The sequence below is a fragment of the Corynebacterium sp. HMSC036D03 genome (assembly GCF_001836185.1).
GTDB classification, from domain to species: Bacteria; Actinomycetota; Actinomycetes; order Mycobacteriales; family Mycobacteriaceae; genus Corynebacterium; species Corynebacterium simulans.
In genome coordinates this window covers 127,828-151,942 of record NZ_KV827718.1, presented here as the reverse complement: position 1 = coordinate 151,942, position 24,115 = coordinate 127,828, and the positions used below count along the sequence as shown (strand labels likewise).

24 protein-coding genes are annotated in these 24,115 nt (G+C 57.3%); 12 read left to right on the top strand and 12 right to left on the bottom strand.

The genetic code is table 11. The features are described from left to right. The first annotated feature begins 16 nt into the window (after positions 1-16). Together HMPREF2692_RS02175 and HMPREF2692_RS02170 are read left to right on the top strand one after the other, a co-directional pair. A complete protein-coding gene (locus HMPREF2692_RS02175; protein ID WP_083323795.1) occupies positions 17-1,222 on the top strand; it encodes a DNA recombination protein RmuC in 1,206 nt (401 codons plus the stop codon). Beyond that, positions 1,182-2,144, top strand: a complete 963-nt coding sequence (locus HMPREF2692_RS02170) for a DUF6542 domain-containing protein (RefSeq protein WP_062041370.1) — start codon at positions 1,182-1,184, stop codon at positions 2,142-2,144. The genes HMPREF2692_RS02175 and HMPREF2692_RS02170 overlap by 41 nt, the downstream gene beginning before the upstream one ends. Before the next feature lie 103 nt (positions 2,145-2,247). Here the strand turns inward: HMPREF2692_RS02170 and HMPREF2692_RS02165 are convergent, their stop codons facing one another. Continuing rightward, a complete protein-coding gene (locus HMPREF2692_RS02165) occupies positions 2,248-3,219 on the bottom strand; it encodes a 4-hydroxy-3-methylbut-2-enyl diphosphate reductase (RefSeq protein ID WP_061921639.1) in 972 nt (323 codons plus the stop codon). Between the two features lie 222 nt (positions 3,220-3,441). On the opposite strand from HMPREF2692_RS02165, the gene xseA reads away from it, so the two are divergent. The 3 genes from xseA (at position 3,442) to HMPREF2692_RS02150 (ending at position 5,420) form a co-directional block, all read left to right on the top strand. Then, the gene (xseA, locus tag HMPREF2692_RS02160; RefSeq protein WP_070822587.1) at positions 3,442-4,683 is read left to right on the top strand and encodes an exodeoxyribonuclease VII large subunit; all 1,242 of its coding nucleotides are present in this window, start codon (positions 3,442-3,444) and stop codon (positions 4,681-4,683) included. A 78-nt stretch (positions 4,684-4,761) separates the two neighbouring features. Then, positions 4,762-5,058, top strand: coding sequence for an exodeoxyribonuclease VII small subunit (locus HMPREF2692_RS02155; protein WP_061921633.1), 297 nt, complete (start codon positions 4,762-4,764; stop codon positions 5,056-5,058). Continuing rightward, positions 5,058-5,420, top strand: a complete 363-nt coding sequence (locus HMPREF2692_RS02150) for a hypothetical protein (protein ID WP_061921631.1) — start codon at positions 5,058-5,060, stop codon at positions 5,418-5,420. Before HMPREF2692_RS02155 ends, HMPREF2692_RS02150 begins: the two co-directional genes overlap by 1 nt. Here the strand turns inward: HMPREF2692_RS02150 and HMPREF2692_RS02145 are convergent. Then, positions 5,417-6,106, bottom strand: a complete 690-nt coding sequence (locus tag HMPREF2692_RS02145; protein ID WP_246823406.1) for a DUF4245 domain-containing protein — start codon at positions 6,104-6,106, stop codon at positions 5,417-5,419. The genes HMPREF2692_RS02150 and HMPREF2692_RS02145 overlap by 4 nt on opposite strands. A 168-nt stretch (positions 6,107-6,274) precedes the next feature. Between HMPREF2692_RS02145 and glpX the strand changes: the two genes are divergently transcribed. From glpX to HMPREF2692_RS02125, 4 genes are all read left to right on the top strand, one after another. Continuing rightward, positions 6,275-7,288 (top strand): class II fructose-bisphosphatase, encoded by a 1,014-nt coding sequence (gene glpX / locus HMPREF2692_RS02140; protein ID WP_061921624.1) that lies wholly within the window; start codon positions 6,275-6,277, stop codon positions 7,286-7,288. A 250-nt stretch (positions 7,289-7,538) separates the two neighbouring features. Further along, complete coding sequence (locus HMPREF2692_RS02135) at positions 7,539-8,939, top strand: class II fumarate hydratase (protein WP_070822585.1); 1,401 nt, start codon at positions 7,539-7,541, stop codon at positions 8,937-8,939. A gap of 207 nt (positions 8,940-9,146) precedes the next feature. After that, the gene (locus HMPREF2692_RS02130; protein ID WP_061921879.1) at positions 9,147-9,770 is read left to right on the top strand and encodes a TetR family transcriptional regulator; all 624 of its coding nucleotides are present in this window, start codon (positions 9,147-9,149) and stop codon (positions 9,768-9,770) included. Continuing rightward, positions 9,764-11,365 (top strand): MDR family MFS transporter, encoded by a 1,602-nt coding sequence (locus HMPREF2692_RS02125; protein WP_061921621.1) that lies wholly within the window; start codon positions 9,764-9,766, stop codon positions 11,363-11,365. The genes HMPREF2692_RS02130 and HMPREF2692_RS02125 overlap by 7 nt, the downstream gene beginning before the upstream one ends. A gap of 458 nt (positions 11,366-11,823) precedes the next feature. On the opposite strand, the gene HMPREF2692_RS02120 is transcribed toward HMPREF2692_RS02125, so the two are convergent. The 4 genes from HMPREF2692_RS02120 to HMPREF2692_RS02105 form a co-directional block, all read right to left on the bottom strand. Continuing rightward, on the bottom strand, positions 11,824-12,384 hold the full coding sequence (locus tag HMPREF2692_RS02120) for a GNAT family N-acetyltransferase (RefSeq protein WP_201040681.1): 561 nt from the start codon (positions 12,382-12,384) through the stop codon (positions 11,824-11,826). An 87-nt stretch (positions 12,385-12,471) separates the two neighbouring features. After that, positions 12,472-13,830 carry a PhoH family protein gene (locus HMPREF2692_RS02115; protein ID WP_061921615.1) on the bottom strand — a complete coding sequence of 453 codons (1,359 nt, stop codon included), beginning with the start codon at positions 13,828-13,830 and terminating at the stop codon, positions 12,472-12,474. 215 nt (positions 13,831-14,045) lie between these two features. Beyond that, complete coding sequence (locus HMPREF2692_RS02110; protein ID WP_070822583.1) at positions 14,046-14,708, bottom strand: LGFP repeat-containing protein; 663 nt, start codon at positions 14,706-14,708, stop codon at positions 14,046-14,048. Between the two features lie 120 nt (positions 14,709-14,828). Further along, positions 14,829-15,623 (bottom strand): LysR family transcriptional regulator substrate-binding protein, encoded by a 795-nt coding sequence (locus HMPREF2692_RS02105; protein ID WP_070822581.1) that lies wholly within the window; start codon positions 15,621-15,623, stop codon positions 14,829-14,831. A gap of 101 nt (positions 15,624-15,724) precedes the next feature. Between HMPREF2692_RS02105 and HMPREF2692_RS02100 the strand changes: the two genes are divergently transcribed. Then, on the top strand, positions 15,725-16,111 hold the full coding sequence (locus HMPREF2692_RS02100; RefSeq protein WP_210386662.1) for a DUF5997 family protein: 387 nt from the start codon (positions 15,725-15,727) through the stop codon (positions 16,109-16,111). Positions 16,112-16,156: 45 nt separating this feature from the next. On the opposite strand, the gene HMPREF2692_RS02095 is transcribed toward HMPREF2692_RS02100, so the two are convergent. From HMPREF2692_RS02095 to glyA, 3 genes are read right to left on the bottom strand one after another with little or no spacing between them, the layout of a single operon-like run. Continuing rightward, positions 16,157-16,840 carry an aminotransferase class IV gene (locus tag HMPREF2692_RS02095; protein ID WP_070433414.1) on the bottom strand — a complete coding sequence of 228 codons (684 nt, stop codon included), beginning with the start codon at positions 16,838-16,840 and terminating at the stop codon, positions 16,157-16,159. Then, positions 16,827-18,779 (bottom strand): chorismate-binding protein, encoded by a 1,953-nt coding sequence (locus HMPREF2692_RS02090; protein WP_070822580.1) that lies wholly within the window; start codon positions 18,777-18,779, stop codon positions 16,827-16,829. Before HMPREF2692_RS02090 ends, HMPREF2692_RS02095 begins: the two co-directional genes overlap by 14 nt. 48 nt (positions 18,780-18,827) lie before the next feature. Then, on the bottom strand, positions 18,828-20,129 hold the full coding sequence (gene glyA / locus HMPREF2692_RS02085) for a serine hydroxymethyltransferase (RefSeq protein WP_061921596.1): 1,302 nt from the start codon (positions 20,127-20,129) through the stop codon (positions 18,828-18,830). Positions 20,130-20,276: 147 nt separating this feature from the next. Here glyA and coaA point away from each other — a divergent pair, with 147 nt between their 5' ends. After that, positions 20,277-21,203, top strand: a complete 927-nt coding sequence (coaA, locus tag HMPREF2692_RS02080) for a type I pantothenate kinase (protein ID WP_070456265.1) — start codon at positions 20,277-20,279, stop codon at positions 21,201-21,203. A 33-nt stretch (positions 21,204-21,236) separates the two neighbouring features. Here coaA and HMPREF2692_RS02075 read toward each other — a convergent pair whose 3' ends face one another. The 3 genes from HMPREF2692_RS02075 to mca are packed head-to-tail and all read right to left on the bottom strand — an operon-like array spanning position 21,237 to position 23,269. Beyond that, the gene (locus HMPREF2692_RS02075; RefSeq protein WP_062035523.1) at positions 21,237-22,007 is read right to left on the bottom strand and encodes an isoprenyl transferase; all 771 of its coding nucleotides are present in this window, start codon (positions 22,005-22,007) and stop codon (positions 21,237-21,239) included. 49 nt (positions 22,008-22,056) lie between these two features. Then, positions 22,057-22,371, bottom strand: coding sequence for a hypothetical protein (locus HMPREF2692_RS02070; protein WP_061921590.1), 315 nt, complete (start codon positions 22,369-22,371; stop codon positions 22,057-22,059). Positions 22,372-22,375: 4 nt separating this feature from the next. Beyond that, complete coding sequence (mca, locus tag HMPREF2692_RS02065) at positions 22,376-23,269, bottom strand: mycothiol conjugate amidase Mca (protein ID WP_062041415.1); 894 nt, start codon at positions 23,267-23,269, stop codon at positions 22,376-22,378. Between the two features lie 94 nt (positions 23,270-23,363). Here mca and HMPREF2692_RS02060 point away from each other — a divergent pair, with 94 nt between their 5' ends. Beyond that, positions 23,364-23,849, top strand: a complete 486-nt coding sequence (locus HMPREF2692_RS02060; RefSeq protein WP_062035526.1) for a DUF4307 domain-containing protein — start codon at positions 23,364-23,366, stop codon at positions 23,847-23,849. Positions 23,850-24,115: the final 266 nt, after the last annotated feature.

The following is a 24,115-nucleotide window of genomic DNA, read 5'->3' as shown; positions in this document are numbered from 1 at the left end:
TGCTTAGGTGGTGGCTATGTCTACCACCTTGCCCGTGCTTTTGTTATTTCTAGGTCTTTTCATCGGCGCCATTTTGGGCTGGCTGCTGCGCGAATACCGCAGCAATTCCGCGCGCCCCAGCGATGAGCATCGCGCGCTACAGGAATCGCAACGCCGGCAAGCGGAGCTTGCGCCTTTAGAGAAAGCTATGGACCGCTTGGGATTCAAACTGCAGGAATTAGAGGAAGACCGCGCCACTGCCCTAGCAGCATTATCAAGTCAAGTCCAGGCTGTTACCCGGACTTCATCCAGGCTGACAGATCGCACTGACAAGCTCGTGGGCGCTCTGCGTTCCCCAAACGTCCGCGGCCGCTGGGGCGAGATGCAACTAGAACGCGTCGTGGAAATCGGCGGCATGACCAAACACGTGGATTTCGATTCCCAGGTAACAGCAACACTCAACGGAAAATCCGTACGCCCCGACCTCGTAGTGCATCTAGCAGGTGGGCGCAACATCGCTGTCGATGCCAAAGTGCCGTTTTCTTCTTATTTGGACGCAATGGACACCGAAGATCCAGAGGAGCACGCAGGTTACCTCCGCCGGCACGCACACCTGTTACGCAACCATGTTCAAGCGCTCTCCCATCGCGATTACATTGAGGCCTTCTCTCCCACTCCTGAGTTCGTAGTGCTCTTCGTCCCGGCGGATCCGTTCCTAGACGCCGCATTGAGCATCGATCCTGAGCTGCTCGAGTTCGCCTTCGGGCGCAACATCGTCATCGCCACGCCAAGCACACTTTTTGCGCTCCTGCGCACTGTGGCGCTGGGATGGCGGCACGAAGACATTTCCGAGAAAGCACGTGAGGTGCAACGTCTTGGCCGCGAGCTCTATGCGCGGCTAGGTACTCTCAACGAGCACTATGAGAAAGTCGGCCGCAGCCTTGAAAAAGCAGTCGAAGCATTCAACTCCAGTCTCGGCTCCTTGGATTTACGCGTGGGGGTTACTGCACGCAGGCTCTACGAGCTGGAGATTCCGGCACGCACCGATAAAGAGTCGATCTCCCCCGCGCCCCATCGAGGCAGAACCGCGGCACCTACGCTTTGGGGAATAGCTGCATTTACCTCCTTCATGGAAATAAATTTCGCCACATTCGGGCGAAGATATAACGATAAGCCCAGCCAACGCTGTAGAATCTTCCGGCGTGTCACTTGCCAAAAATCGAAACCACCGAGCCGCGCGTGAAACTTCCGCCGCTGCGCACGAGCTGCCGCTAGCCAAGGGTCTCCTTGGCCTAGTAGCCACGTTCGTCGTAGCCGCACTGATCACGATTGCCGTGGGTTCGATTGGTTGGCTATTCTTCATCATCTCCGCGGCCGGTGCGCTGGCAGTCACCTGCTTCGCCCGCCTGCGCAGCTTGTACCTCCTAGTTGTCAGCATTCCAGTTCTGTTTACGGTCGCGATTGTGTTGACCTCCTGGGTGCTGTCCATTCAAGCCGCGCCAAAAGGCACATCGCCGTTCTCGAACACGTCACTGCTTTCCGCAGCGTTCCCTTTCATCCAGCGTTTCCCCTGGTTGCTCATCGTATTTTTGTTGTGCGCCGCTCTTGCCGTGGTCCGTCTATGGCGACACAAGAACTTGGCTCGAACCCGCGACGCCAAGGCACAGGTTGCCCGTCGCGCGGAGCAAAAAACCAATGAGCGCACTACCAACGAGCGTCTTTCCGTTGCCGAGCTTATAGCTCGTAACCGCCGTGATGCAGAAGGCTCAGGTGAAGCACTTCCCCAGAGTTCGCCGCGCCGCCGTACCCGTGCCCGCGAGTTGGACCGTGAGGTTCGTCGCCGCCGCCAGGCTGAAGAACGCGAGCAGCAAGCCCGAGAGCGCGTGGAAAAGAGCCGCTCAAGCAGTGAGGAGCTCAAGCGCGCACACGACGAGCGCGTGGCTCAAGCACGCTCCTACCGCGAGGCACGTGAGGCCCGCGAGCGGGGTACCACAGCTAGCTCCGCGGAGTACGACGATTCCGACTTCGCACCGCGCCGCCCCGACCCCGCACGCCGTGCTGGCGATGTAGATGAATCCCACGAAGCCGAAACCACCAATCCTAAGGCGTCCAAGGCAAAGCCAAAGTCCTCGTTCTTGGAAGACAATCTCTACGACGAAGACTAGTTCACCGCGCAAACCAGCTCGAATACTAGTTATCAATAAAGCACCCAGGGCAGCCATTTACTGATCTGAGTGCTTTTCTTTTGTTGTGGCTTAGGAGGGCCCCTTAAGCCTTTGGGGCCTGCGACGTGCGCGCCGGACGCAGCTCACGTGGCAGAGAGAACTGGATAGTCTCGGTGGAAGTGGTAACTTGCTCAACGTTGCTGTAACCACGCTCGTCGAGGAACTCGAGCACCTCGCGCACGAGCAACTCAGGTACAGAAGCACCACAGGTAACACCGACGGTCTCGATGCCTTCGAGCCACGCCTCATCGATCTCGCGGGCGAAGTCGACGAGGTGGGAAGCCTTGGCTCCTGCCTCTAGCGCCACCTCAACTAGGCGCACGGAGTTCGAGGAATTCTTCGAGCCCACCACAATCATCAAATCGCACTTCGGAGCAATATTCTTCACCGACTCCTGGCGGTTCTGGGTGGCGTAGCAGATGTCGTCTGAAGGCGGATTCTCGAGGTGCGGGAAGCGCTCGCGCAGCTTATTCACAATAGTGATGGTCTCATCCACCGAGAGGGTGGTCTGGGATAGCCAGATGAGCTTTTCATCTTGCAGGGACTCAGGCAGCTTGTCGACGCCCTCGATGCCATCCACCAAGTGGGTGACCTCAGGAGCTTCGCCGGCGGTGCCTTCGACCTCTTCGTGGCCTTCGTGGCCCACCAACAAGATGTGGTAGCCATCTCGCTGGAAACGGCGCGCCTCGTTATGCACCTTGGTCACCAGCGGGCAAGTTGCATCAAGGGTCAGCTGCTTGCGGCCTTCAGCCTCCTCACGCACCGCCGGGGCGATACCGTGTGCGGAAAAGACGAGGTGCGCGCCCTCGGGCGCTTCGGATGCTTCCTCGACGAAGATGACGCCGCGCTCAGCTAGCGATTCCACGACGTAGCGGTTGTGGACAATCTGCTTGCGCACGTAAATCGGTGCGCCGTACTTCTCAAGTGCCTTCTCCACGGTCTCAACTGCGCGATCAACACCGGCACAATAACCGCGCGGTGCTGCCAGGAGAACATTCTTGCCAGTCTCAGTCATGCTTTCCAGCGTATCTAAAACTGCTTTGAAACAGTAGATTGGGCCGCTTTGCAAAGGCAATGGGTGGCCTATTTCTGGCGTGGACAGCAATGTGACTTCGCTCGAACTTTCCCTGGCCCGCTGACCTTTAAATTTGCCCAAGCTGGCTGACCCCGAAGACCACATGTCCGGGCTGGGCAATAGACTAAGTGGCAATCCACTGCTGCATAGAAAGGCTGCTTTGTGAATCAACCAGCAAACTCTGCGGAGACGCCCTGGCCCGTAAGCCAGGTCAATGACCAGGTCAAGGGCTGGATCGAGCGTCTCGGGTTCTTGTGGGTCGAAGGCCAATTAACCCAGATCAACGTCAAGCGCTCTTGGAAACTTTCCTACCTCACTTTGCGCGACGTCGAGCAGGAAAAGTCCGTGCAGCTAACGTGCCCTACTGACATGGTCTTGAAAATGCCCACGCCTTTAAAAGACGGTGACCGCGTGGTGGTCTACAGCAAGCCCGCCTTTTATGCCGGCCGCGGCTCCTTTTCATTGTGGACCACTGAGATTCGCCACGTCGGCGTCGGTGATTTGCTAGCACGCATTGAGATGCTGCGCCAACAGCTTGCTGCTGAAGGGCTCTTCGATCCTTCGCGCAAGTTGGCGCTGCCCTACCTACCTAACAAGGTAGGGCTTATCACCGGCCGCGGCTCCGCTGCTGAACGTGACGTGCTAGCCGTGGCAAAGGACCGTTGGCCGGCAGTGCAATTCCGCGTCATTAATACCGCGGTGCAGGGAGCGAACACCGTTCCAGAGGTTATCAACGCGTTGGAAACCCTCGACGAGGATCCAGAAGTAGACGTCATCATCATCGCCCGTGGCGGCGGTTCTGTCGAAGACCTTCTTCCTTTCTCCGAAGAGGCACTACAGCGCGCAGTTGCCAGCGCACGCACTCCGGTGGTCTCTGCTATTGGCCATGAGCCAGACAATCCAGTGCTCGACAATATTGCAGACCTCCGCGCCGCCACTCCTACTGACGCCGCAAAACGAGTAGTGCCATCAGTTGCTGAGGAATACGCATTGGTGGATGAAGCGCGTTCCCGCATGGCAGCTGCACTGCGTGGTTGGGTCGAAAGGGAAAGGCGCGGGCTGGAAAATATTCGTTCACGCCCCGTGCTTGCGGATCCAATGACGCCGATCAACGCACGCCGTGATGAGCTTGAGCGCTCCCGCGCGTTGATGAAGCGCGAGGTCACCTACTTGCTCGAGCGGGAAAGGAACAAGGTCACTGCCCTGCGCGCACAGGTCTCGGCTCTCGGCCCGTCGGCCACCTTGGAACGCGGCTATGCCATCGTCCAAGTCGTGCCGCGTGATGGCTCGGGCCCAGAGGTTGTGACTTCCTACGAGCAATCACCACCCGGCTCGCAGTTGCGTATCCGCGTCGGTGATGGCTCGATTACCGCAGCGGCAATGGCTGCCAAACCGGCTGACTAACAAACTTCAGTAATCATTCAGTGCTAAAGCGCTTAAAAATATAGACCCGAAGCCAAAGACTTAACTAAAGGAGCAGACATGAACGAGACAATCGGTACCGGTACTCCCGGACAGGACGCATTCCCGCCAGTAGAGGAACTAACTTACGAGCAGGCTCGCGATGAGCTCATTGAAACCGTCAAGATTCTTGAGCTCGGCCAGATGGGCCTCGACGAGTCGCTGAAGTACTGGGAGCGCGGTGAAGCGCTGGCAAAGGCCTGTGAGGCCCACCTTGACGGCGCTGCGCGTCGTGTCGAGAAGGCACTAGATAGTGCCGATAACTCCGAAGATGCCACAGACGCAGAAAACGCATCATCCAACGAAGGAGAGTACTAATGCAGATTTACGGCTACCCAGGTGAGCGCGTGGACTTCGTATCAAAGTCCGGCTCTGCCGGTTCCCTGCTCTTTGGCGATCCACGCCATCTTGCAGAGGAGTTTTTCGGCACGCCGCATACGGCAAGCACTGATGAGATCTCCTATTACTCTGGCTCCATCGTGCTGTGCTTTAAAGAAGGCCGTCTCCGCGAGGTAAAAATCTACCCGCAGAACTCCAAGCGCGAACGAGTCGACGTCTACGTTGCTAAGCAGCGCCTGAGCGGCCTAGACGAAGAAACCCTCGCCCAAACGGTAGAAACCGCGGGCGAGGGTGTCCAGGTCGAGTTTGCAGACGGCCTTTACTCAGCCACCTTCAGCTAAGGCTGCTGAGAGGTCGGTGCTGTTGCACCGTCCTCCTGCGCACCAGCCTCGGCTGCCCCGTCGTCATTCACGTGCAGAACCGGCGCCTTGGCGAATGCCTCGATGGTGGTCTCGTAATCCGCTTCAGAGGCGGAGCCGGACAATACCAAGCGGGAGTCGCCTAAATCTGTGATCCATAGTGGCCGAACATTAGCGTCGTCGCTTTCTAGGATCTTGACCTTCTTGCCGGCCACCTCACGCTCGGATTCGTTGGCACGGTAGTTGGAGTCATAGCCTTTCTCCGCCTCTTCAATAGAGACTTGGGTCTGCGTAGACTCCACATAGCCTTCATCAGCAGTCAGCCAGCTCACCACGGAGGCGTTCTCCCCCGCCACAGCGGAGCGACGCGCGGCAGTAGGCGCCCAGCCTTCGGGCATCTGTGGGTTACGGATTACTGCCCCCGTAGCGCGTGCTTCCATCTCTAGGAACGTCGTGGCATCGACATCCTGGACAGGCCCCTTCTTTGTCTCCGGGTTCACGCTACACAAGCCGGTAGCTCCCACAACAAGGAGCATGGCGATGACGGTCACGCCGAGAGACAAAATAATATCCCGGGCGCCCTCAAAAATCTTGGGTTTCTCTTCTGCTGCCACGCGTCCAGTATTCCACGTACCCAAGCGCACAACGAAAAGCCGGGGCGAACTCAAATTCTTATGCTGCGAATTTTCTACTTCACTGCCCCCGGGATCGGGCAAAGCCCTCAATCGGGGGCACCAACCTGTCTAAAAATCCATTCAAAAGTGCAAGAATAGGAAACAGTGCCCTGGAAGGTTCCAGCGGCGAGACAGAAAGAGAATGGAAGGCAGCCTAAACACATGTCCGAAAACACTTCTTACATGCCAGATCGCAACCTCGCTATGGAGCTGGTTCGCGTCACTGAGGCCGCAGCTTTGGCCTCCGGCCGCTGGGTAGGCCGTGGCAAGAAGAATGAGGGCGATGGCGCAGCTGTGGATGCAATGCGCAAGCTCATCAACTCCGTCGCAATGAACGGCGTTGTGGTCATCGGCGAGGGCGAAAAGGACGAAGCCCCGATGCTGTTCAATGGCGAAGAAGTGGGCACCGGCGAGGGCGCTGCAATGGACATCGCAGTTGACCCGGTCGACGGCACCCGCCTGATGGCAGAGGGCCGTCCGAACGCTATTTCCGTCATCGCTGCCGCAGAGCGTGGCACCATGTATGACCCGTCCGCCGTCTTCTACATGAACAAGATTGCTGTCGGCCCAGCTGGCGTCGGCGCAATCGACATCAACCAGTCCGTTGAGTGGAACATCAACTCCGTCGCTAAGAAGCTCGGCATCAAGGCTGCCGACCTCACCGTCGTTGTACTGGACCGCCCGCGCCACCAGGACCTTATCGATCAGATCCGCGCTGCCGGCGCAAAGGTTCGCCTCATCATGGACGGCGACGTCGCAGGCGCAATCGCTACCTGCCAAGATTCCAACTCCATCGACATGATGATGGGCATCGGCGGCACCCCTGAGGGCATCATCACCGCTTGCGCCATGAAGTGCATGGGCGGCGAAATCCAGGGCAAACTATGGCCGAAGGACGAGGAAGAAGCCGAAAAAGCTCGCCAGGCTGGCCACGACTTGGACCGCGTTCTGGGCACCGACGATCTGGTTTCCTCCGATAACTGCTACTTCGCTGCTACCGGCGTTACCAACGGTGACATGCTGCGCGGTGTTTCCTACCGTGCAAACGGCGCCACTACCCGTTCCCTGGTTATGCGCTCCAAGTCCGGCACCATCCGCTACATCGATTCCGTACACAAGCTGGCCAAGCTGCAGGAGTACTCCGTTATTGATTACTCCAACGCAGCGGATGCCTAAAGGTTTTTAAAGACCCGCTTTTGTATTTGGTGCACGCCCTTTTCAGCATGGACGTGCACCTTGCACATTCACACGCTTTTTAGTCCATACTGGTTTTAGTGAGGCGTGACTTCCAGCACCATTATGGTGCCGGTTGATACAAATCTTATTATTGCGTTTACTGCCGGAAGGGACACGTTAGTCCGACTCCCTCCCGACACAATCGCTAAATGAACATCTTTATTCAACACATAATTTTGAGGTGGATTTCATGACTGAGTACCGCATTGAATACGACACCATGGGTGAAGTGAAGGTTCCTGTTGATGCTCTGTGGCGCGCACAGACCCAGCGTGCTGTAGAAAACTTCCCGATTTCCGGCCGCGGGCTTGAGGCCGCTCAGATTCGCGCTTTGGGCCTGCTGAAGGCAGCTTGCGCACAGGTCAACAAGGATTCCGGCACGCTCGATGCGGACAAGGCTGACGCAATCATCGCTGCAGCGAAGGAAATCGCTGAGGGCAAGCACGACGATGCTTTCCCAATCGACGTCTTCCAGACCGGCTCTGGCACCTCCTCCAACATGAACACCAACGAGGTCATCGCCTCGATCGCCCACAACAACGGCGTAGAGATTCACCCCAATGACCACGTGAACATGGGTCAGTCCTCCAACGACACCTTCCCTACCGCAACCCACGTTGCGGCCACCGAGGCAGCTGTCAACGACCTCATCCCAGGCCTGAAGGTGCTGCACGAGTCCCTGAGCGCCAAGGCCAAGGAATTCGCGGACGTCGTTAAGTCCGGCCGCACCCACCTGATGGACGCAACCCCGATCACCCTAGGCCAAGAGTTCGGTGGCTACGCACGCCAGATCGAGCTCGGTATCGAGCGCATCGAGGCCACCCTGCCACGCCTGGGCGAGCTGGCTATCGGCGGCACCGCAACCGGCACCGGCCTGAACACCTCGGCTGACTTCGGTGCAAAGGTCACCGAAGAGCTCAAGAAGCTCACTGGCGTTGAGCAGCTCAAGGAAGCAGAGAACCACTTCGAGGCTCAGGCGGCGCGCGACGGACTCGTTGAGTTCTCCGGAGCAATGCGCACCGTTGCGGTATCCCTGAACAAGATTGCCAATGATATCCGCATGATGGGCTCCGGCCCACTGACCGGCCTGGCAGAAATCCACCTGAAGGATCTGCAGCCAGGTTCCTCCATCATGCCGGGCAAGGTTAACCCGGTTCTGTGCGAGGCAGCCACCATGGTTTCCGCACAGGTCATCGGCAACGACGCTGCCGTTGCATTCGGCGGCGCCAACGGCCACTTCGAGCTGAACGTGTTCATCCCGGTCATGGCACGCAACGTCCTTGAGTCCGCTCGCCTGCTGGCTAACGTCTCCCGCGTCTTCGCTGAGAAGTGCGTCGACGGCATCGAGGCTAACGAGGAGCGTATGAAGAAGTTCGCTGAGTCCTCTACCTCCATCGTTACCCCGCTGAACTCCAAGATCGGCTACGAGAATGCAGCGAAGGCTGCTAAGCACGCACTGCACGAGAAGATCACCGTCCGCGAGGCCGTCATTGACCTGGGCTTCGTCGACGGCGAGAACCTCACCGAGGAAGAGCTGGATGAGCGCCTCAACGTCTTGTCCATGACCAACCGCGAGCGTGACAGCTTCTAAGCTTTCCACCTAGCGGTACTTTCAAGCAGTACTTTTTAGCCTCCCACTGCCTTGCCGCTCGGGCACCCACCCGAGTGCATGACAGCGGGAGGCTTTTCGCTACCCCAAAAGCATTTGTGACCAAGCGCACTGAAGGTACCTCAGGGACTCAAAAATCACGAAGTTTGCACTTGGTGCAAACTTGCACCGGGTGTAATGTTGCACAGCGTGCAAGAAGAAATGTCACTACGCGAGCAGAAGCGACTCAAGACGCGACTGCGTATCGAAGACGCCGCCACTTCCCTAGTGGACAAGCGAGGCTTCGCCGCAGTCACCATTGAGGAGATCTGCGAAAAAGCCGGGATTTCAAGGCGCACATTCTTTAACTACTTCGATTCCAAAGACTCCGCAGTCTTGGGCGCCCCTAGCGCACTATTTTCCCAAGACCAACGAGCATATTTCCTTGACACTCCAACTGAAAACCTCCTGCGTTTGACCGTGGAACTCGTCATTTCCCATTTGGACGGGCACCACGCCGACAAAACAATTGCAGCAAGGCGGCGCCGCATAGCAAGCGACCCAGATGCTGCCGCGGCGTCGTTTAGCCGCAAACGCGCAAAGTCAACCGAGATTGCAGAACTCATCACGCTTCGCCTCAAGCAAGAACCGCAGCTACAGCTCATGCCAGAAGTTGCGCCAGAGACAGAAGCATTACTCATCGGAGCCACCGTTAGAGAAGCGCTTTGGATTGCCACCGCTTCCCCCGAAATCAGCTGCGAACAACCATTTGAGCAAAAGTTCAATGATGCACTCGCACTCGTTATCACTTTCACGAAAGGACTGAAATGGTAGATACCGCCAAGTCGCCGACTAACAACGTCGGCGAGGCGCAGCCAGCACAAGCTGGCGGAAACGAAAAGAAAGAAAACAACGTAGCTCTCGTTTTCTCCGCCCTCGTTCTCACCATGTTGATGAGCTCCCTGGGCCAAATGATTTTCTCTTCGGCCCTGCCTACTATCGTGGGCGAGCTCGGCGGCGTCGACCACATGAGCTGGGTTATCTCCGCTTTCTTGGTCACCATGACCATCGCTATGCCAATCTCGGGCAAGCTGGGCGACATGATGGGCCGCAAGTGGCTCTACATCGGCGGCATCGCAGTCTTCGTCGTCGGCTCTGCCATCGGTGGCTTCGCAAATGACATGAACTGGCTCATTTTGGGCCGCGCTGTCCAGGGTTTCGGCGCTGGCTTCATGATGATTTCCTCCCAGTCCATCATCGCGGAGGTCACCACTGCTCGTGAGCGCGGCAAGTTCATGGGCATCATGGGCGGCGTCTTCGGCCTTTCTTCCGTTCTGGGCCCAGTCCTCGGCGGCTGGTTCACCGATGGCCCGGGCTGGCGCTGGGGTCTGTGGATTAATATTCCACTTGGTCTGCTCGCCATTACCGTGTGCACCATCGTGCTGCACCTGCGTGTTGGCGATACTGACCTGCGTAAGTTCGACGCTCTTGGCGCTACTTTCATCGCTATCACCACCGCTTCCCTCATCCTCATGACTACTTGGGGCGGCACGCAGTACGAGTGGTCTGACCCAATCATCATTGGCTTGGGCATCACCGTTGTCGTCGGCGCTATTATCACCGTGCTCGTCGAGGCAAAGGCCAAGGAGCCGCTGATTCCGGTTCACCTGTTTAAGAACCGCAACATGGTTCTGACCACCGCAGCCGGTACTGTCCTCGGTCTGGCAATGTTCGGTGTGCTTGGATACATGCCAACCTACCTGCAGATGGTTCATACGTTGACCCCAACCAAGGCGGGCCTCATGATGATTCCGATGATGGTAGGCCTCATCGGCACCTCGACTGCCGTTGGCTTCATCATCGCCCGCACGGGCCACTACAAGATTTACCCAATCATCGGCCTTATCATCACCGCCGGTGCTTTGTTCTGGATGTCCAAGCTGACCGTGGATACGCCCCTGGTTCAGCTCGGTGCTGAGTTCTTCGTCTTCGGCGTGGGCCTGGGTTTTGTGCAGCAGGTTCTGGTTCTCATCGTGCAAAACTCCTTCCCTATCGCGCTGGTCGGTACCGCAACGGCTGCCAACAACTTCTTCCGCCAGATTGGTTCCGCAGTTGGTGCTTCCCTCGTTGGATCCCTGTTCATCCACAACATGAAGGATGAGATGGCAGCCAACATGCCAGCTGCAATCAAGGCCATGGGCCCTGAGGGCGCGCAGTACGCTGAGCAGTTCGCTTCCGCAACGGGCGGTTCTTCCCGCCTGACCCCGAACATGGTTGCGCACCTTCCGGATGCAATTCAGTCCGTCATCCTCAACGCCTACAACGATGGCCTCACCCCAGTCATCCTGCTGATGGTTCCTATGGCCATCGTTGCCCTTCTTTTGGTTCTTCCCGTCACGGAAGAGCACCTTAAGGAAGAGATCTCTTAAATATCACTCACCAGACAAAGAATCGAAGGCTACTAGCGAGGAGCGCTGTGAGCTCCAGTCCCGCATTGCGCTAGACGACGCCACCATAGAGAACAACCTTGTCTATCCCCCCGGGCTTGCTCAAGGAAGTCTTGGCTCTAAATGTTAACTCGGTCGACGTGTGGCGCACTCGCGACTATCTGGTCGCACTCGCTGAGAAAGAAGGAATTGAAATTCCAGCTTTTATCCGCCTTTTGCTCTATCTCTCAGGGTTCCATCATCAATGATACCGGCGGCAATTGTCAGCATAGAAAATTCCCGGTCTGAAATAGGAAGCGATTTCAGACCGGGAGTTCTCTTATATCTTCAGCAATTGCGCCAACCTCAACGCCGCGACATTGACGAGGTCATGAGGACAATAATGCGCGGTACATTCCCCGCCGCCGAGTTTTTCTAGCTCTATTGCCTAGCTAAAAGTCCTAATTATTGTTGCCTCGCTCCCGCTCATCGGGCTTCGGAAGCAGTAGCTCGTAGACGTCGGTGTCGCGCCACTGACCAGCCATCTCGCCGTAGGTCATCTTCGCCATGTGGGAGTAGGTACCGACCTTGACGAAGCCGCGAGACTTATGCAGGCCTGCGGAACCCTGGTTTTCTGGGAAGATCCACGCGTGGATTGCCCATTTGTGGAGGTCCTTGCAGGTTTCGATGAGCTTATCGAGCAGGGCACCGGCGATGCCACGGCCTTGAGCCTCCGCGCTGATGTAGATGGAATCTTCCACCACACCATGGAAGACTGAGCGGGAGGAAATCTGCGCTGCAGAAACCCAGCCCAATACCTTGGAATCATCGTCTTCCTCAACCGCAACGAAGACCGAGGACATGATCTTTGCACGGGTAAACTGCTCCAGCGTCAAAGAACGCGTTTCATACGTGGCGTGACCGGTGTTTAGGCCCTCTTCATAAATTGTCCGCATCTGGGGATAGTCGGCCGTGACAAAAGGTCGAATCTTAAAGTTCTTCGCGGGTTTGTTTTCTGCCATGTGATTCATTATTACAAGACAACAACCTGTACGGCTATATAAACCGGAAAAAGTTAGCTAGCCGCGATCGAGGAAGACGGTTTAACCTTAAGCCTCGCTTTCGAGTAAGTCCGTGACAAGCTCGGCGATTGCGGAACGCTCTGAGCGCTGGAGGGTCACGTGTGCAAACAGCTCATGCCCTTTGAGCTTTTCAATGACAGCCTGCACACCGTCATGGCGGCCCACGCGCAGATTGTCACGCTGGGCGACGTCGTGTGTCAACACCACGCGCGAGCCCTTGCCCAACCGAGACAGGACGGTGAGCAAGACGTTGCGCTCAAGCGACTGCGCTTCATCGACGATGACGAAGGAATCATGCAAGCTCCGACCACGGATGTGGGTCAGCGGCAGAACCTCAAGGAGGCCGCGGTCATGGACTTCCTCCATGACGTTGTCAGAGACAAGGCCTTCGAGGGTATCGAAGACGGCCTGGGCCCAGGGATTCATCTTCTCGGACTCGCTACCTGGAAGGTATCCCAGCGACTGCCCGCCCACTGCATACATGGGGCGGAAAACCACGATGCGGCGGTGCTCACCGCGCTCCAGGACTGCTTCAAGGCCCGCGCACAGCGCCAGCGCAGACTTACCAGTGCCGGCACGGCCGCCCAGGGACATGATGCCCACGGAGGGATCTGACAAAAGGTCAAGTGCCACGCGCTGCTCCGCGGAGCGGCCCTGCAGTCCAAACGCATTGACATCACCGCGTACGAGCTGGATGGTGCCCTCTGCCGTCATGCGGCCAAGCGCGGACTGCCCTGCCGCGTCCAGCTTGATGCCGCAGTGAACTGGAAGCTCTTCGATAGCAGTGCCATCTTCAGTCAGTACGCCGTCTACCATGACTTCCCCATCACGGTAGAGAGCATCGATGACTTCAGCAGAAGTATGAACCACAGCCATGCCGGTATAGCCGGTAAGAACTACGTCCTGCGCGTGGTACTCGTCGGCTTGCAAGCCAACTGCACCAGCCTTGACACGCAGTGGGACATCCTTAGTCACAAGCACGGTGTCTTTGCCCTCGTGCGCCAGGTTGAGTGCGCAAGCGAGAATGCGGTGGTCACCTTCGGGACCCCGGAAGGAGGATGGCAGCAAAGACTGATCCTGATGATTTAGCTCAACGCGTAAGGTTCCGCCCTCAACGTTGACCGGAACCGCTTGGTCTAGGCCGTCGTATGCACCACGCAGGTCCTCCAAAAAGCGAAGAGCTTGGCGGGCGAACCAGCCAAGCTCAGGGTGATGACGTTTTCCTTCCAATTCGGAGATGACGACGATGGGAAGGATGACCTCGTGCTCTGCGAACTTGCGCAGGGCCCATGGGTCAGAAAGGAGGACTGAGGTATCAATAACGTAGGTCTTAGTGGCCACTGCACTGGGGCTCATAGGCTCGGTCAGAACAGAAGGATTGGACATGATTGCGGGGTTCTCCCTTTAGATCGTGTTGCTTGATCTCTTCCCAAGCTAAGCGCCAAAGGTTGAAATTACATGGGTGAAAGATGAACATTGCGAAAACGCAAGGTTCATGCCAGCCAAAAGCTCGTGAATTGGTACTGCAACCATGAGGACCACCAGTGATCACAAAAGCCGGCTAGGTAGAAACCTAGCCGGCTTTATTAAATTAGCGAGATTTACTCAACGGTAGCCTCGTACTTACCGGACTCACCCTTCATCCACTTGATGGTGCCGTTGGTGAACTCCTGAACCCAGCCGTTACCTTCAGCCTGCTCTGGAGCGGTAGGCAGGCCAACCTTGTTTGCCAGGCCGCCCTCGCCCTTCCAGGTCTCAGCGATCTTGCCGATGATTGGTTGTGCGCCGGACTCCTCGTTGAAGGCAATCAGCTTGTCCTCAGCGAAGGTAGCCAGGGAACCATTCTCGGAGTTTTCTACATCCTGAACGTCGCCCCACTCAGCGGACTTCTCATCGATTGCGGAAGCCAGAGCGGCCGGAACCTCAACCTCGCCAGCCGGGGTGTTGATCTTCTTCATCTCACCGGAAGCTGCGCCGTCCTTGGAATCATCGGAGCTCATCTTGTCGGAAGCATCAGCGGAAGTATCGCCGGCCTTGTCCTTGGCATCGTTGGCAGCGTCGCCAGCTTTGTCGGTAGCCTCGCCGGCCTTATCCTTGGCGTCCTTAGCAGCGTCACCGGCCTTGTCGGTTGCCTGGCTTGCTGCGTCCTTTGCGGCATCGCCAGCGTTGTTTGCTGCATCCTCAGCGTCGGAGCAAGCAACAACTGCCAGGGACAGGGAAGCTGCGGTCAGGCCAGCGGCGAAACGACGGGAAATCTTGTTCATGATTAATAATCCTTTTCTAAATATGTGAATTTCTTCTGCCTTGCGGCAACTCAATTAACGCTATAGACGGATCACTCACAGCAGCCACCCAGTTTTCAACAATTTAGGCGAAAAATATCGTTATTTGCGTCGTTTTCCCCGCTGAGAGGATTTCTTACTTTTTGGTAACGGTTTGGTTTTTCGGCCTTGATCAGCCCGCTTGTTACCGGACCGTGACCTAGAGCTTGTCGTTTTCTGGGCACTTTGCTGGCCTTTTCCTTGGCCACCTTGGCCCTTGGCCGCGGCTTCCCGGCGCGCTTGCTTCGCCTTAGTTTTCTCGCGGGCGCTAAGCTTCACCGCAGTACCGCGGGAGGAGTTTTTGGTTCGTCCTTTAGCTACCCCGACAAATGCTTGGATGTCCTCGCCATCGCGGTCCTTTCGCCAGACCAAAGCAATGGCAGTGCGCGCCACTGTCGGATCATTGAACGCCAAAGGCACTACTTGCTTTTTGCTGAGCACCTTCAGCAATGGGCGCGGGGCAATGACAATACCCACGTTGGCGCCCACCACCTGAAGACCTGTACGCACTGCTTCGACGTCGACCTGGGCGTCATCGCCAATGCGGTAGTTCAGATGCTCCTCAGAAACATCGGAGGGCTCAATCTCTTCGCCTACCTCTGCATAAACAGAATCCTTGGGAACGGCAATTCCCGGGGCTTCTTCATATAGACGCACTAGATGGAAGGAATCATCGATGCGCGGATCCGCGCCCTCTGCGGGGATTCGGGTCAAGGCAAGGTCGGCTTCGCCTTCGAGCAAAGTTGCAAGAGCATCATCAGCGTCTAAAGTGACTAGCTCCCCATAATCCGGGTTGGAGCGGTATCGTTCAAACCATTTTCCTGGTTCGGTGCCCGTGGCAAAGACTAGTCGCAGCATGCAGCCAATAGTACTGTCTTGCTTGCTCAGTACTAGTTCCTGCACTTTATGGGCAGTGACACCTCCCCCGCCGTGCTGCTACCGTAGGGAGAGTGAATGAGATGAATAAACAGCCTTCTGGCACCGCGATGCGTGCGCAAACCGCAGCGAAGAAGCTCGGCATCTACTTGCCCGCTACCCCGGAGGAATTCCAGAACTCCGCTGTCAGCCATGCAGAGCTACGCGAGCTGCAAGACAACCCACCACAGTGGTTGGTCGACCTGCGCCTGAACGGCCCACACCCACGCCCCGTCGTGGCACAGAAGCTCGGTATCTCCGTTACTTCTCTAAAGAAGAACGAACTTGACCGCCCGATGACCACTCCAGAGATCAAGGAACTCTTGGTAGAAATGCCGGAGTGGCTGGCTGCTGCGCGCAAGGCACATGCCGAAAACCGTGACGGCAATGGGCAGCCTGCCTATGAAGACTCTCCTGCTAACGAGTCTTAAATCTTAAGGCCCTAGCGCCACCTCAGAACCAAGGGCTGAGAAAATCTAGGAATAGTCTTCTGCCAGTGGCACGGCGGACTGCCACAACTGTTCGTTGAGCTCCGCAGCGCTTTGACATTGTTTGCCCAATGCTGGGTGCTCTGCTCCGGCAAGCGTTTCACCGCCGATGAGCCACTTCGTTACCGGCGTCCAACCATGCAGTGCACTGGCACACCAGGCTGGCAGCTGAAGAGCTTCCTCCACTGAAAGTTCCACTCGGCGCGGTTGATCAATAAGCCCCGCCTCGACGGTGGCGCGCACGGTGGTCGAGAGCAGAACAGAACCATGTGGGCCCATCACGAGACCCTTCTCATCTTTGAACACGATTGCCGCATTTGCGGCCTCATGGACAACCCCACGGGCCGAATGCAAAACCGCATCATCCGCACCATGGTCGCGGGCCTTTTGTCTTAGCTCCGCGAGCTTAGGCAAATCCGGGCCTTTAAGCAATGGATGCTCCCGCGGATCCACAGTCTCTGGAACCCACAACGTCGAGTGGGTGCGCAGGGCTGGGGCTAGACGCCATTCCACAGCATTTTCTGTAATTCGCGGAAACCATTGCCCCTCCTGCGGGATTTCGCCGAGTACTGGATAACCATCGCCGAAACGTTTGCGGTGGAGGTCGGGGCGGATAGCGCGCCCTTCACGGACCAGAAAAGAATCCACCAGGCAGCAATCAACGTGATTCATCTAAGGTCTCCGAGCTTTCAGCATGTGGTTCCTTCCGCGCGTGAAGATCGCTTGGAGTCATGCCCAATTGATTAAACAGCGGGCGCGCTTTGACCATGGTTTCTTCCCACTCCGCGGAAGGCTCGCTTACAGCCAGCACTGCCCCGCCCACACCGTAATAAGCGCCGCGTTCGTTGCTGACCACTGAGCGAATCACCATGGAAAAATCCGCCGTACCGGTCAGCGAAAGGTAGCCAAAGGCGCCAGAGTAGACGCCGCGCCAGGTGTCCTCAAGCTCGTCAATTATCTGCATCGTGCGTTCTTTCGGCGCACCGGTCATGGAACCGCCGGGAAACGCGGCCTCAATCGCATCTATGGGGCTAGACTGCTGCTTCAGGCGCCCGGTTACCTCACACATGAGTTGATGCACCGTGGAATAAGAGTGCACCTGAAAACCATGGGGCACCCGCACATCGTCGCAGGCGCGGGCTATGTCGTGGCGGACCATGTCCACCACCATGAGCAGTTCCGATGTGGTCTTTTCTCCCCGGAGACTACGCGCATTCGCCGCATCTATTTCTGGGTCCGTATCGCGCGGGCTCGTTCCTTTAATTGGCGTCGAGGAAACGTTTCGCCATGCGTCAATGCTTAAGAATTGCTCCGGCGACGTCGATAGCAGCGCGTTGCCGGCAAACCCCAGGAAGCCGGTGCGCTTGCTCGGATTAGCCGCGCGCAGTTGGAGGAAGGTCGCCAAGGGATTTGGCACAGGTTCCAACTCAATGCGATTGGTCAGACACACCTCATAGGACTCGCCGCGCACCATATAGTCCTGAGCGGCAGCGATACGTTCTAGATATTCTTGTTCGCCGTGGACCAGCCGGCCAGGGCTTTGCCAGGGAGCTTGCGGTACCGAATCCGTGGCGAGCTTAAGCTGCCACTTGCTGTCGTCGGCGAAGCTTAAGAGGTGAGTTCTGCGCTGTTCATGGTCCACCACTATCGCCCGGTCGCAGAAAATAAACTCTGCGTCTGGCCCCGGTGACCTATGTCTTTGGGACTGGGCGAAGCGCTGCTTTTCGACGCCGACTTCATAGCCGAGGTAGCCCACCCACCCTAGGGCGAAGTCGCAACCGGGAATCGGAGCTCCAACGCGCGCGGGGAGAACGTGGCGTTCATACTCGCGTTTAGCCACTTCGAAGAAGTCTTTGCCCGGCTGACAGTTATAGCTGAGATGTCGGGCCCTGTGACCAGAGTCATCGCCAAGAATGCTAAAGCGGCCAAAGTCGAGCCAAAAGGCATTTCCGGTCAGCGCACGAGCTGCATCTTCAAGTGAGACTTCTTTATCCACAGTGCGTACGCAGAAATACTGGCGTGCATAATAGCGTCTGGCAAGGCCGAGGAAATTCTCGATGAGCTGCGGGCCAGAATCAGTAAGCAGTGACTCCGGGTGGAATTGCACGCCCCACTGGGGTTTTGTGCGGTGTGCGATGGCCATTGTGAGCGTCGTGCCAAAAGTGTCGGCGCAGGTGGCGGTCACATCGAAGCATTCGGGAACACGGTGGGCTACCAGCGAGTGGTAACGCACCACGCGATGTGGGCTGACAAGGCCTTCGAAGAGCCCAGAGCCATCGTGGTCTACTTCGGTAACAATACCGTGTGCCGGGGCGGAAGCTAGGCCCACTTCCCCACCTGCAAGGTGCACCATAGCTTGCATGCCAAGGCACACGCCGAGGATTGGGCCGGTGAATTCACGCAGCACATTGGCACTAATTCCCAAGTCGGCCGGATTGGCCGGGCTACCAGGCCCCGGCGAGATGATAGCGGCGTCGTAAAGCGCCAGATCAATGCGAGCCCACGGGATGTCATTCGGGACAACCGTGGGCTCGCACCCGGTTACCCGCCGAACGTAGTCCACGAGATTGAAGGTGAAAGAATCGTGGTTATCTACGATCAGCAGGTTCATAACCGGAATTTTATAGGCGGCGGATGCGCGGGGTAGCGCTTGGCTGCCTTAGACCATCTTCCAATCCTCAAGACCGTCGTAGAGCGGGTACTGCTCAGCGATCTTGGAAACGCGACCGCGCAGGGACTCAACATCAGCGTTCTTGCCCTGTGCGAGTGCGGTACCGATGATGTCAGCGACCTCTTCGAAGGCTGCTGCATCGAGGCCACGGGTGGCCAGCGCAGGGGTTCCGATACGCAGGCCGGAGGTGACCATTGGTGGGCGTGGATCGTTCGGCACAGCGTTGCGGTTGACGGTGATGCCAACCTCGTGCAGCAGATCCTCAGCCTGCTGGCCATCGAGCTCAGAGTTGCGCAGATCTGCCAGAACCAGGTGAACATCGGTGCCGCCGGTCAGCACGTCAACGCCGGCTGCCTTGGCATCGGATGCGGTCAGGCGCTCAGCAAGGATGCGTGCGCCCTCAAGGGTGCGCTCCTGACGGTTCTTGAACTCCTCCGAAGCTGCGATCTTCAAAGCGATTGCCTTTGCAGCGATGACGTGCATCAGAGGGCCACCCTGCTGACCTGGGAAGACGCTGGAGTTGAGCTTCTTAGCGTAGTCCTGCTTCGCCAGGATGAGGCCGGAGCGTGGGCCGCCCAGGGTCTTGTGAACCGTGGTGGAAACGACGTCAGCGTGCGGTACCGGAGAAGGATGCAGACCAGCAGCAACCAGACCTGCAAAGTGAGCCATATCGACCCACAGCTTTGCGCCGACCTCGTCCGCGATGGAGCGGAAAGCAGCGAAATCGAGAGTACGTGGGTACGCGGACCAACCGGCGATGATGACCTTCGGCTGCTCCTTGATAGCCTGCTCACGCAGCTTATCCATGTCGATACGCATGGTCTCTGGGTCGACCTCGTAAGCTGCGACGTCGTAAAGCTTGCCGGAGAAGTTCAGCTTCATGCCGTGGGTGAGGTGGCCGCCGTGCGCCAGGGACAGGCCCAGAATTTTGTCGCCCGGCTCGGCGAGGCTGGACAGTACCGCAGCGTTAGCCTGAGCGCCGGAGTGTGGCTGCACGTTGGCGAAGTCAGCGCCGAAGAGGCTCTTGGCACGCTCACGTGCCAGATCTTCGATGACATCAACGTGCTCGCAGCCACCGTAGTAACGGCGGCCTGGGTAGCCCTCTGCGTACTTGTTGGTCAGAACGGAGCCCTGTGCCTGCAGAACGGCACGCGGAACAAAGTTCTCAGAGGCGATCATCTCGAGAGTCTCGCGCTGACGGGCGATTTCGCCGTTGATGGCGTTGAATACGTCCGGATCCAGCTCGCGCATCTCCTGATAGCGCACGTCTGCGGAATTATTGGCAGTCATGGAAGCGTTGATTCCCTTCTCGGTTGCTTAACTGGTCGTTTCAAACCTGCCCTACATATTAACTGCCACGCCCCCACGCGGGGGACGAAAGTACCATTTCATCCCCCAAGGTTTTCCCAGAAAGAAATAAGGTGCGACAATGTGGCCATGGCGCGTGCAACCGATTCCAGTCCATACCTTGACTTCGACCGTGAAACCTGGCGCCAAAGGCGCTTGTCGATGCCCCAGGTTCTCACCGCTGCAGAAGTCGAGGCGCTTCGTGGTATCGGTGATCGCATCGACCTAGACGAGGTCGCTGACGTTTACTTGCCATTATCGCGTCTTATCCATCTGCAGGTAGCAGCCCGCCAGGAGCTCACGGCTGCTACGGAGGAATTCCTGGGAAACAGCGCAAACCACGTGCCCTTCGTCATCGGTGTCGCAGGCTCCGTTGCGGTGGGTAAGTCCACCACTGCCCGCGTTCTACAGTTGCTTCTGCAGCGCTGGGAGACCCACCCAAAAGTAGATCTAGTGACCACTGACGGATTCTTGTATCCGGCAAAGGTGCTCCATGAGCACGGATTGATGCAGCGCAAAGGTTTTCCGGAATCCTACGACCGGCGCAAACTCATGCGTTTTGTCACCGACGTGAAATCAGGCAAAGCGGAAGTCAAAGCGCCGGTCTATTCGCATATTTCCTACGACATCCTGCCTGACGAGCATCAGGTGGTGCAAAGGCCCGACATCCTTATCCTAGAGGGCCTCAACGTCCTCCAGACTGGGCCTACCCTAATGGTCTCTGACCTTTTCGACTTCTCGGTCTACGTCGATGCGCGCGTCGATGACATTGAGCATTGGTACATCGAGCGCTTCCTGCAACTGCGGCATACCGCTTTCCGTGAGCCGGGCGCGCACTTTGCTGCCTATGCAGAGATGAACGATACGGAGGCCCGCGCGCAGGCTCGCGAGATTTGGCAGTCCATCAACCTGCCCAACTTGGTGGAAAACATTTTGCCCACCAAGCCGCGCGCTTCCCTGGTTTTGCGCAAGGGTTCCCACCACTTGGTGGAAAAGGTACGCATGCGCAAGCTCTAGTAAACGGGGGTTTCTAGGCGCGCAGATGAGGCCCTATTTGCCGAAGCGACGCGAACGCTGGGAGTAATCCCGCAGCGCGCGCAGGAAATCCACGCGGCGGAAAGCCGGCCAATAGGTATCGGTGAACCAGATTTCGGAATACGCCGCCTGCCACAGCAAGAAGCCGGAAAGGCGCTGCTCACCGGAGGTACGGATGACAAGATCTGGGTCCGGAAGGCCCTTGGTATACAGGTGGCTCGTGATGGCCTCGGCGGTAACATTGCCCGCGATTTCCTCCGCGCTATGGCCTTTCCCGGCCTCGTCACGGATAAGGTTTTGCACGGCGTCGACGATCTCCTGACGCCCGCCATAGCCGACGGCGATGTTAACGATGACGCCCTTATTACCCTCAGTTGCCTGCGCTGCTAGGCGCATGCGCTCGGTGACCTTAGCCGGTAGGAGATCCAGATGGCCCACCAAGCGAATCTGACAGTCCAAGTCGCCCTTGGAAAGATGGGTGACAACGTCCGAGATGATGTCGAAGAGAAGCTGCACCTCTTGGGTGCTGCGCTTCAAGTTCTCCGTGGACAAAAGATAAATGGTGACGACCTCAATATCGGTGTCTTTGCACCATGAGATCATCTCGCTGATCTTCTTCGCACCTTGGCGGTGACCGTGGCTGATATCAGTGAATCCAGCCTCCCGCGCCCAGCGGCGGTTTCCGTCCGCCATGATGGCGACGTGCCGGGGCTGCGGGGTTCCCTTGATAGCGCGCGTGAGGCGAGCCTCATACAGGGGATAAAGCAACTGGCTGAGGAAGTTCACGGTTAGTCCTTAAAACACAATCCAAGACGAGGGACAGGCCGCAATTGACCTACAAGAAGGAGCGCTTGCTCTGGTCGAAGATGCCCGCTTCCTTCATCGCGGCGTCGACAGCCTGGTCATCGAAAGGGTCGATGCCGTGGTCTTGGGCGAACATGGTGCGACGACGAAAGCGCGAGTAACGACGGTGGAAATTCCACCCCGCAAACAAGACGGCTGCACCCATCAACGCCAAGATGAGAAGGCCAATTGGCGAGGCCTTGCCAAACTCAGGCCCCATCGGGCCTTCCTGGGCACCCTGGGCTAGGTAGTTAACTTGTGCGTGGACGTCACCTGCTGCAAGAATCAGCGAATCAAATGCGCTCATGCTTCTAAGACTCCCCTACTTCGGCAATTCCTGCAAATAAATCCGACTCCGGCAGCTCAGTAGCAACGCGGGTCTGCGCGAGCTCGAACTCCTCAGTGGGCCATAGGCGCTGCTGTACATCGACGCTCGTCGCCAAGAATGCTCCTGCCGGATCAATCTGGGTGGCATGCGCGCGCAGGGCATCCTCGCGATTTTGGAAGTAGTCTGCGCACTCTACCTGAGTGGTAACGCGCGCCATGATGTCCCCAAAGGCCGTATCCCAGCGTGCCAGCATCGGGCCATAGGGGCTGGTCTTTCCCTCTTCTTCCAAAAGATCATGGAAGAGCTTCATGCGCTGGTAGACAAAGCCATGCGAGTAATAGAGCTTTTGCGGCGTATAAGGTTCGCCCAGTTCTGGGTGGTAGGAAGGATCTCCGGCCTTTTCCCAGGCGATGATGGAAGCTCGATGGACCATCAGGTGGTCTGGATGCGGATAGCCGCCGATCTCGTCATAAGTGACGATGACCTGGGGACGGAACTCACGAATGGTTTTCACGAACTCTTGCGCTACTTCATCATCTGGAATAAGTGCGAAGCAACCTTCCGGCAGCAGATTCTTTAGATCCGGATCGAATGGATCACCGCCTGGCAGGCCGGAATCGACATGCCCCAGCCAGCGGTGCTCTACGCCCAAGGCTGCGGCGGCCTTCGCCATCTCTTCGCGGCGAATCTCGCCCATGTTTTCTTTCACACCCGGCTTATCCATCGCTGGGTTGATGACGTCACCGCGCTCGCCGCCGGTACAGGTCAGCACCAGAACCTCGGCACCTTCAGCCGCATATTTCGCAGTGGTTGCAGCACCCTTGGAAGATTCGTCATCTGGGTGCGCGTGAATGGCTAGTAGGCGCTTGTCGCTCATAGTAGGGTTCATCTCCTCTAGCGCTGAATTTCGGAACAGAGGTCCATCCTAGTGGATAGTTTGAAAATCTTGACTGTTGGTTAGACTAAGATGCATGACTTCCGCCGGTACCCCTCGTTCAGGTGCTCGCTACGGTGCCCGCCCCACGGCAGACAGCTCTGCGAATAATACCTCGAGCATTACAAACAAAGCCATCGTTTTGGTCTTCGCCGCCATGTTTATTGCCGCGATTATCTATGGCGTGCAGTACTTCCAGAAACAGGAGAAGGTCAACGCGGACATCTCCTACGTCACCCACGAAGTTCTTTCCGACGATTCCACCCGTGTGTGGGCGGATGTCACCCGCAACCACATCGATGAAGACGCATACTGCATCGTGCAGGCCTTCGATTACTCCAAGGCAGAGGTCGGACGCCGTGAGTTCGCGGTCCCTGCCGGCGGCCCGAAAACCCAGCGCATTGCTGTCGACGTCCCCACTAACCACCGCGCAGTAGCCGGTGGCGTTTATGGTTGCTCGGGAAATATTCCTTCCTACTTGGATATGGAGCACCCTGACTACGTTGAGCAGTCCAGCAACTAAATAGCTTTATCAATCTATATTGCTCAAGGTGGGCACCGTCTTCTTCTTACTCAGTAGCTTGGCGATAGCCGCCCGCCCCGCAATTCGCCTGCGAATTCACCCCTTAAGTGCGGAGCCCTACGCGCTAGTCGACGCCGTGGCAGACGCAGCGCATGTGCTAGGATTTGTAGCGCTTAGGACAGGTCGCGGCTGCAAATCGCAGCTTTGGAGCTGACCTTATCCATATAATTTTCATTTCTTCACCCCCGCTTTACGGAAGGTTGCAC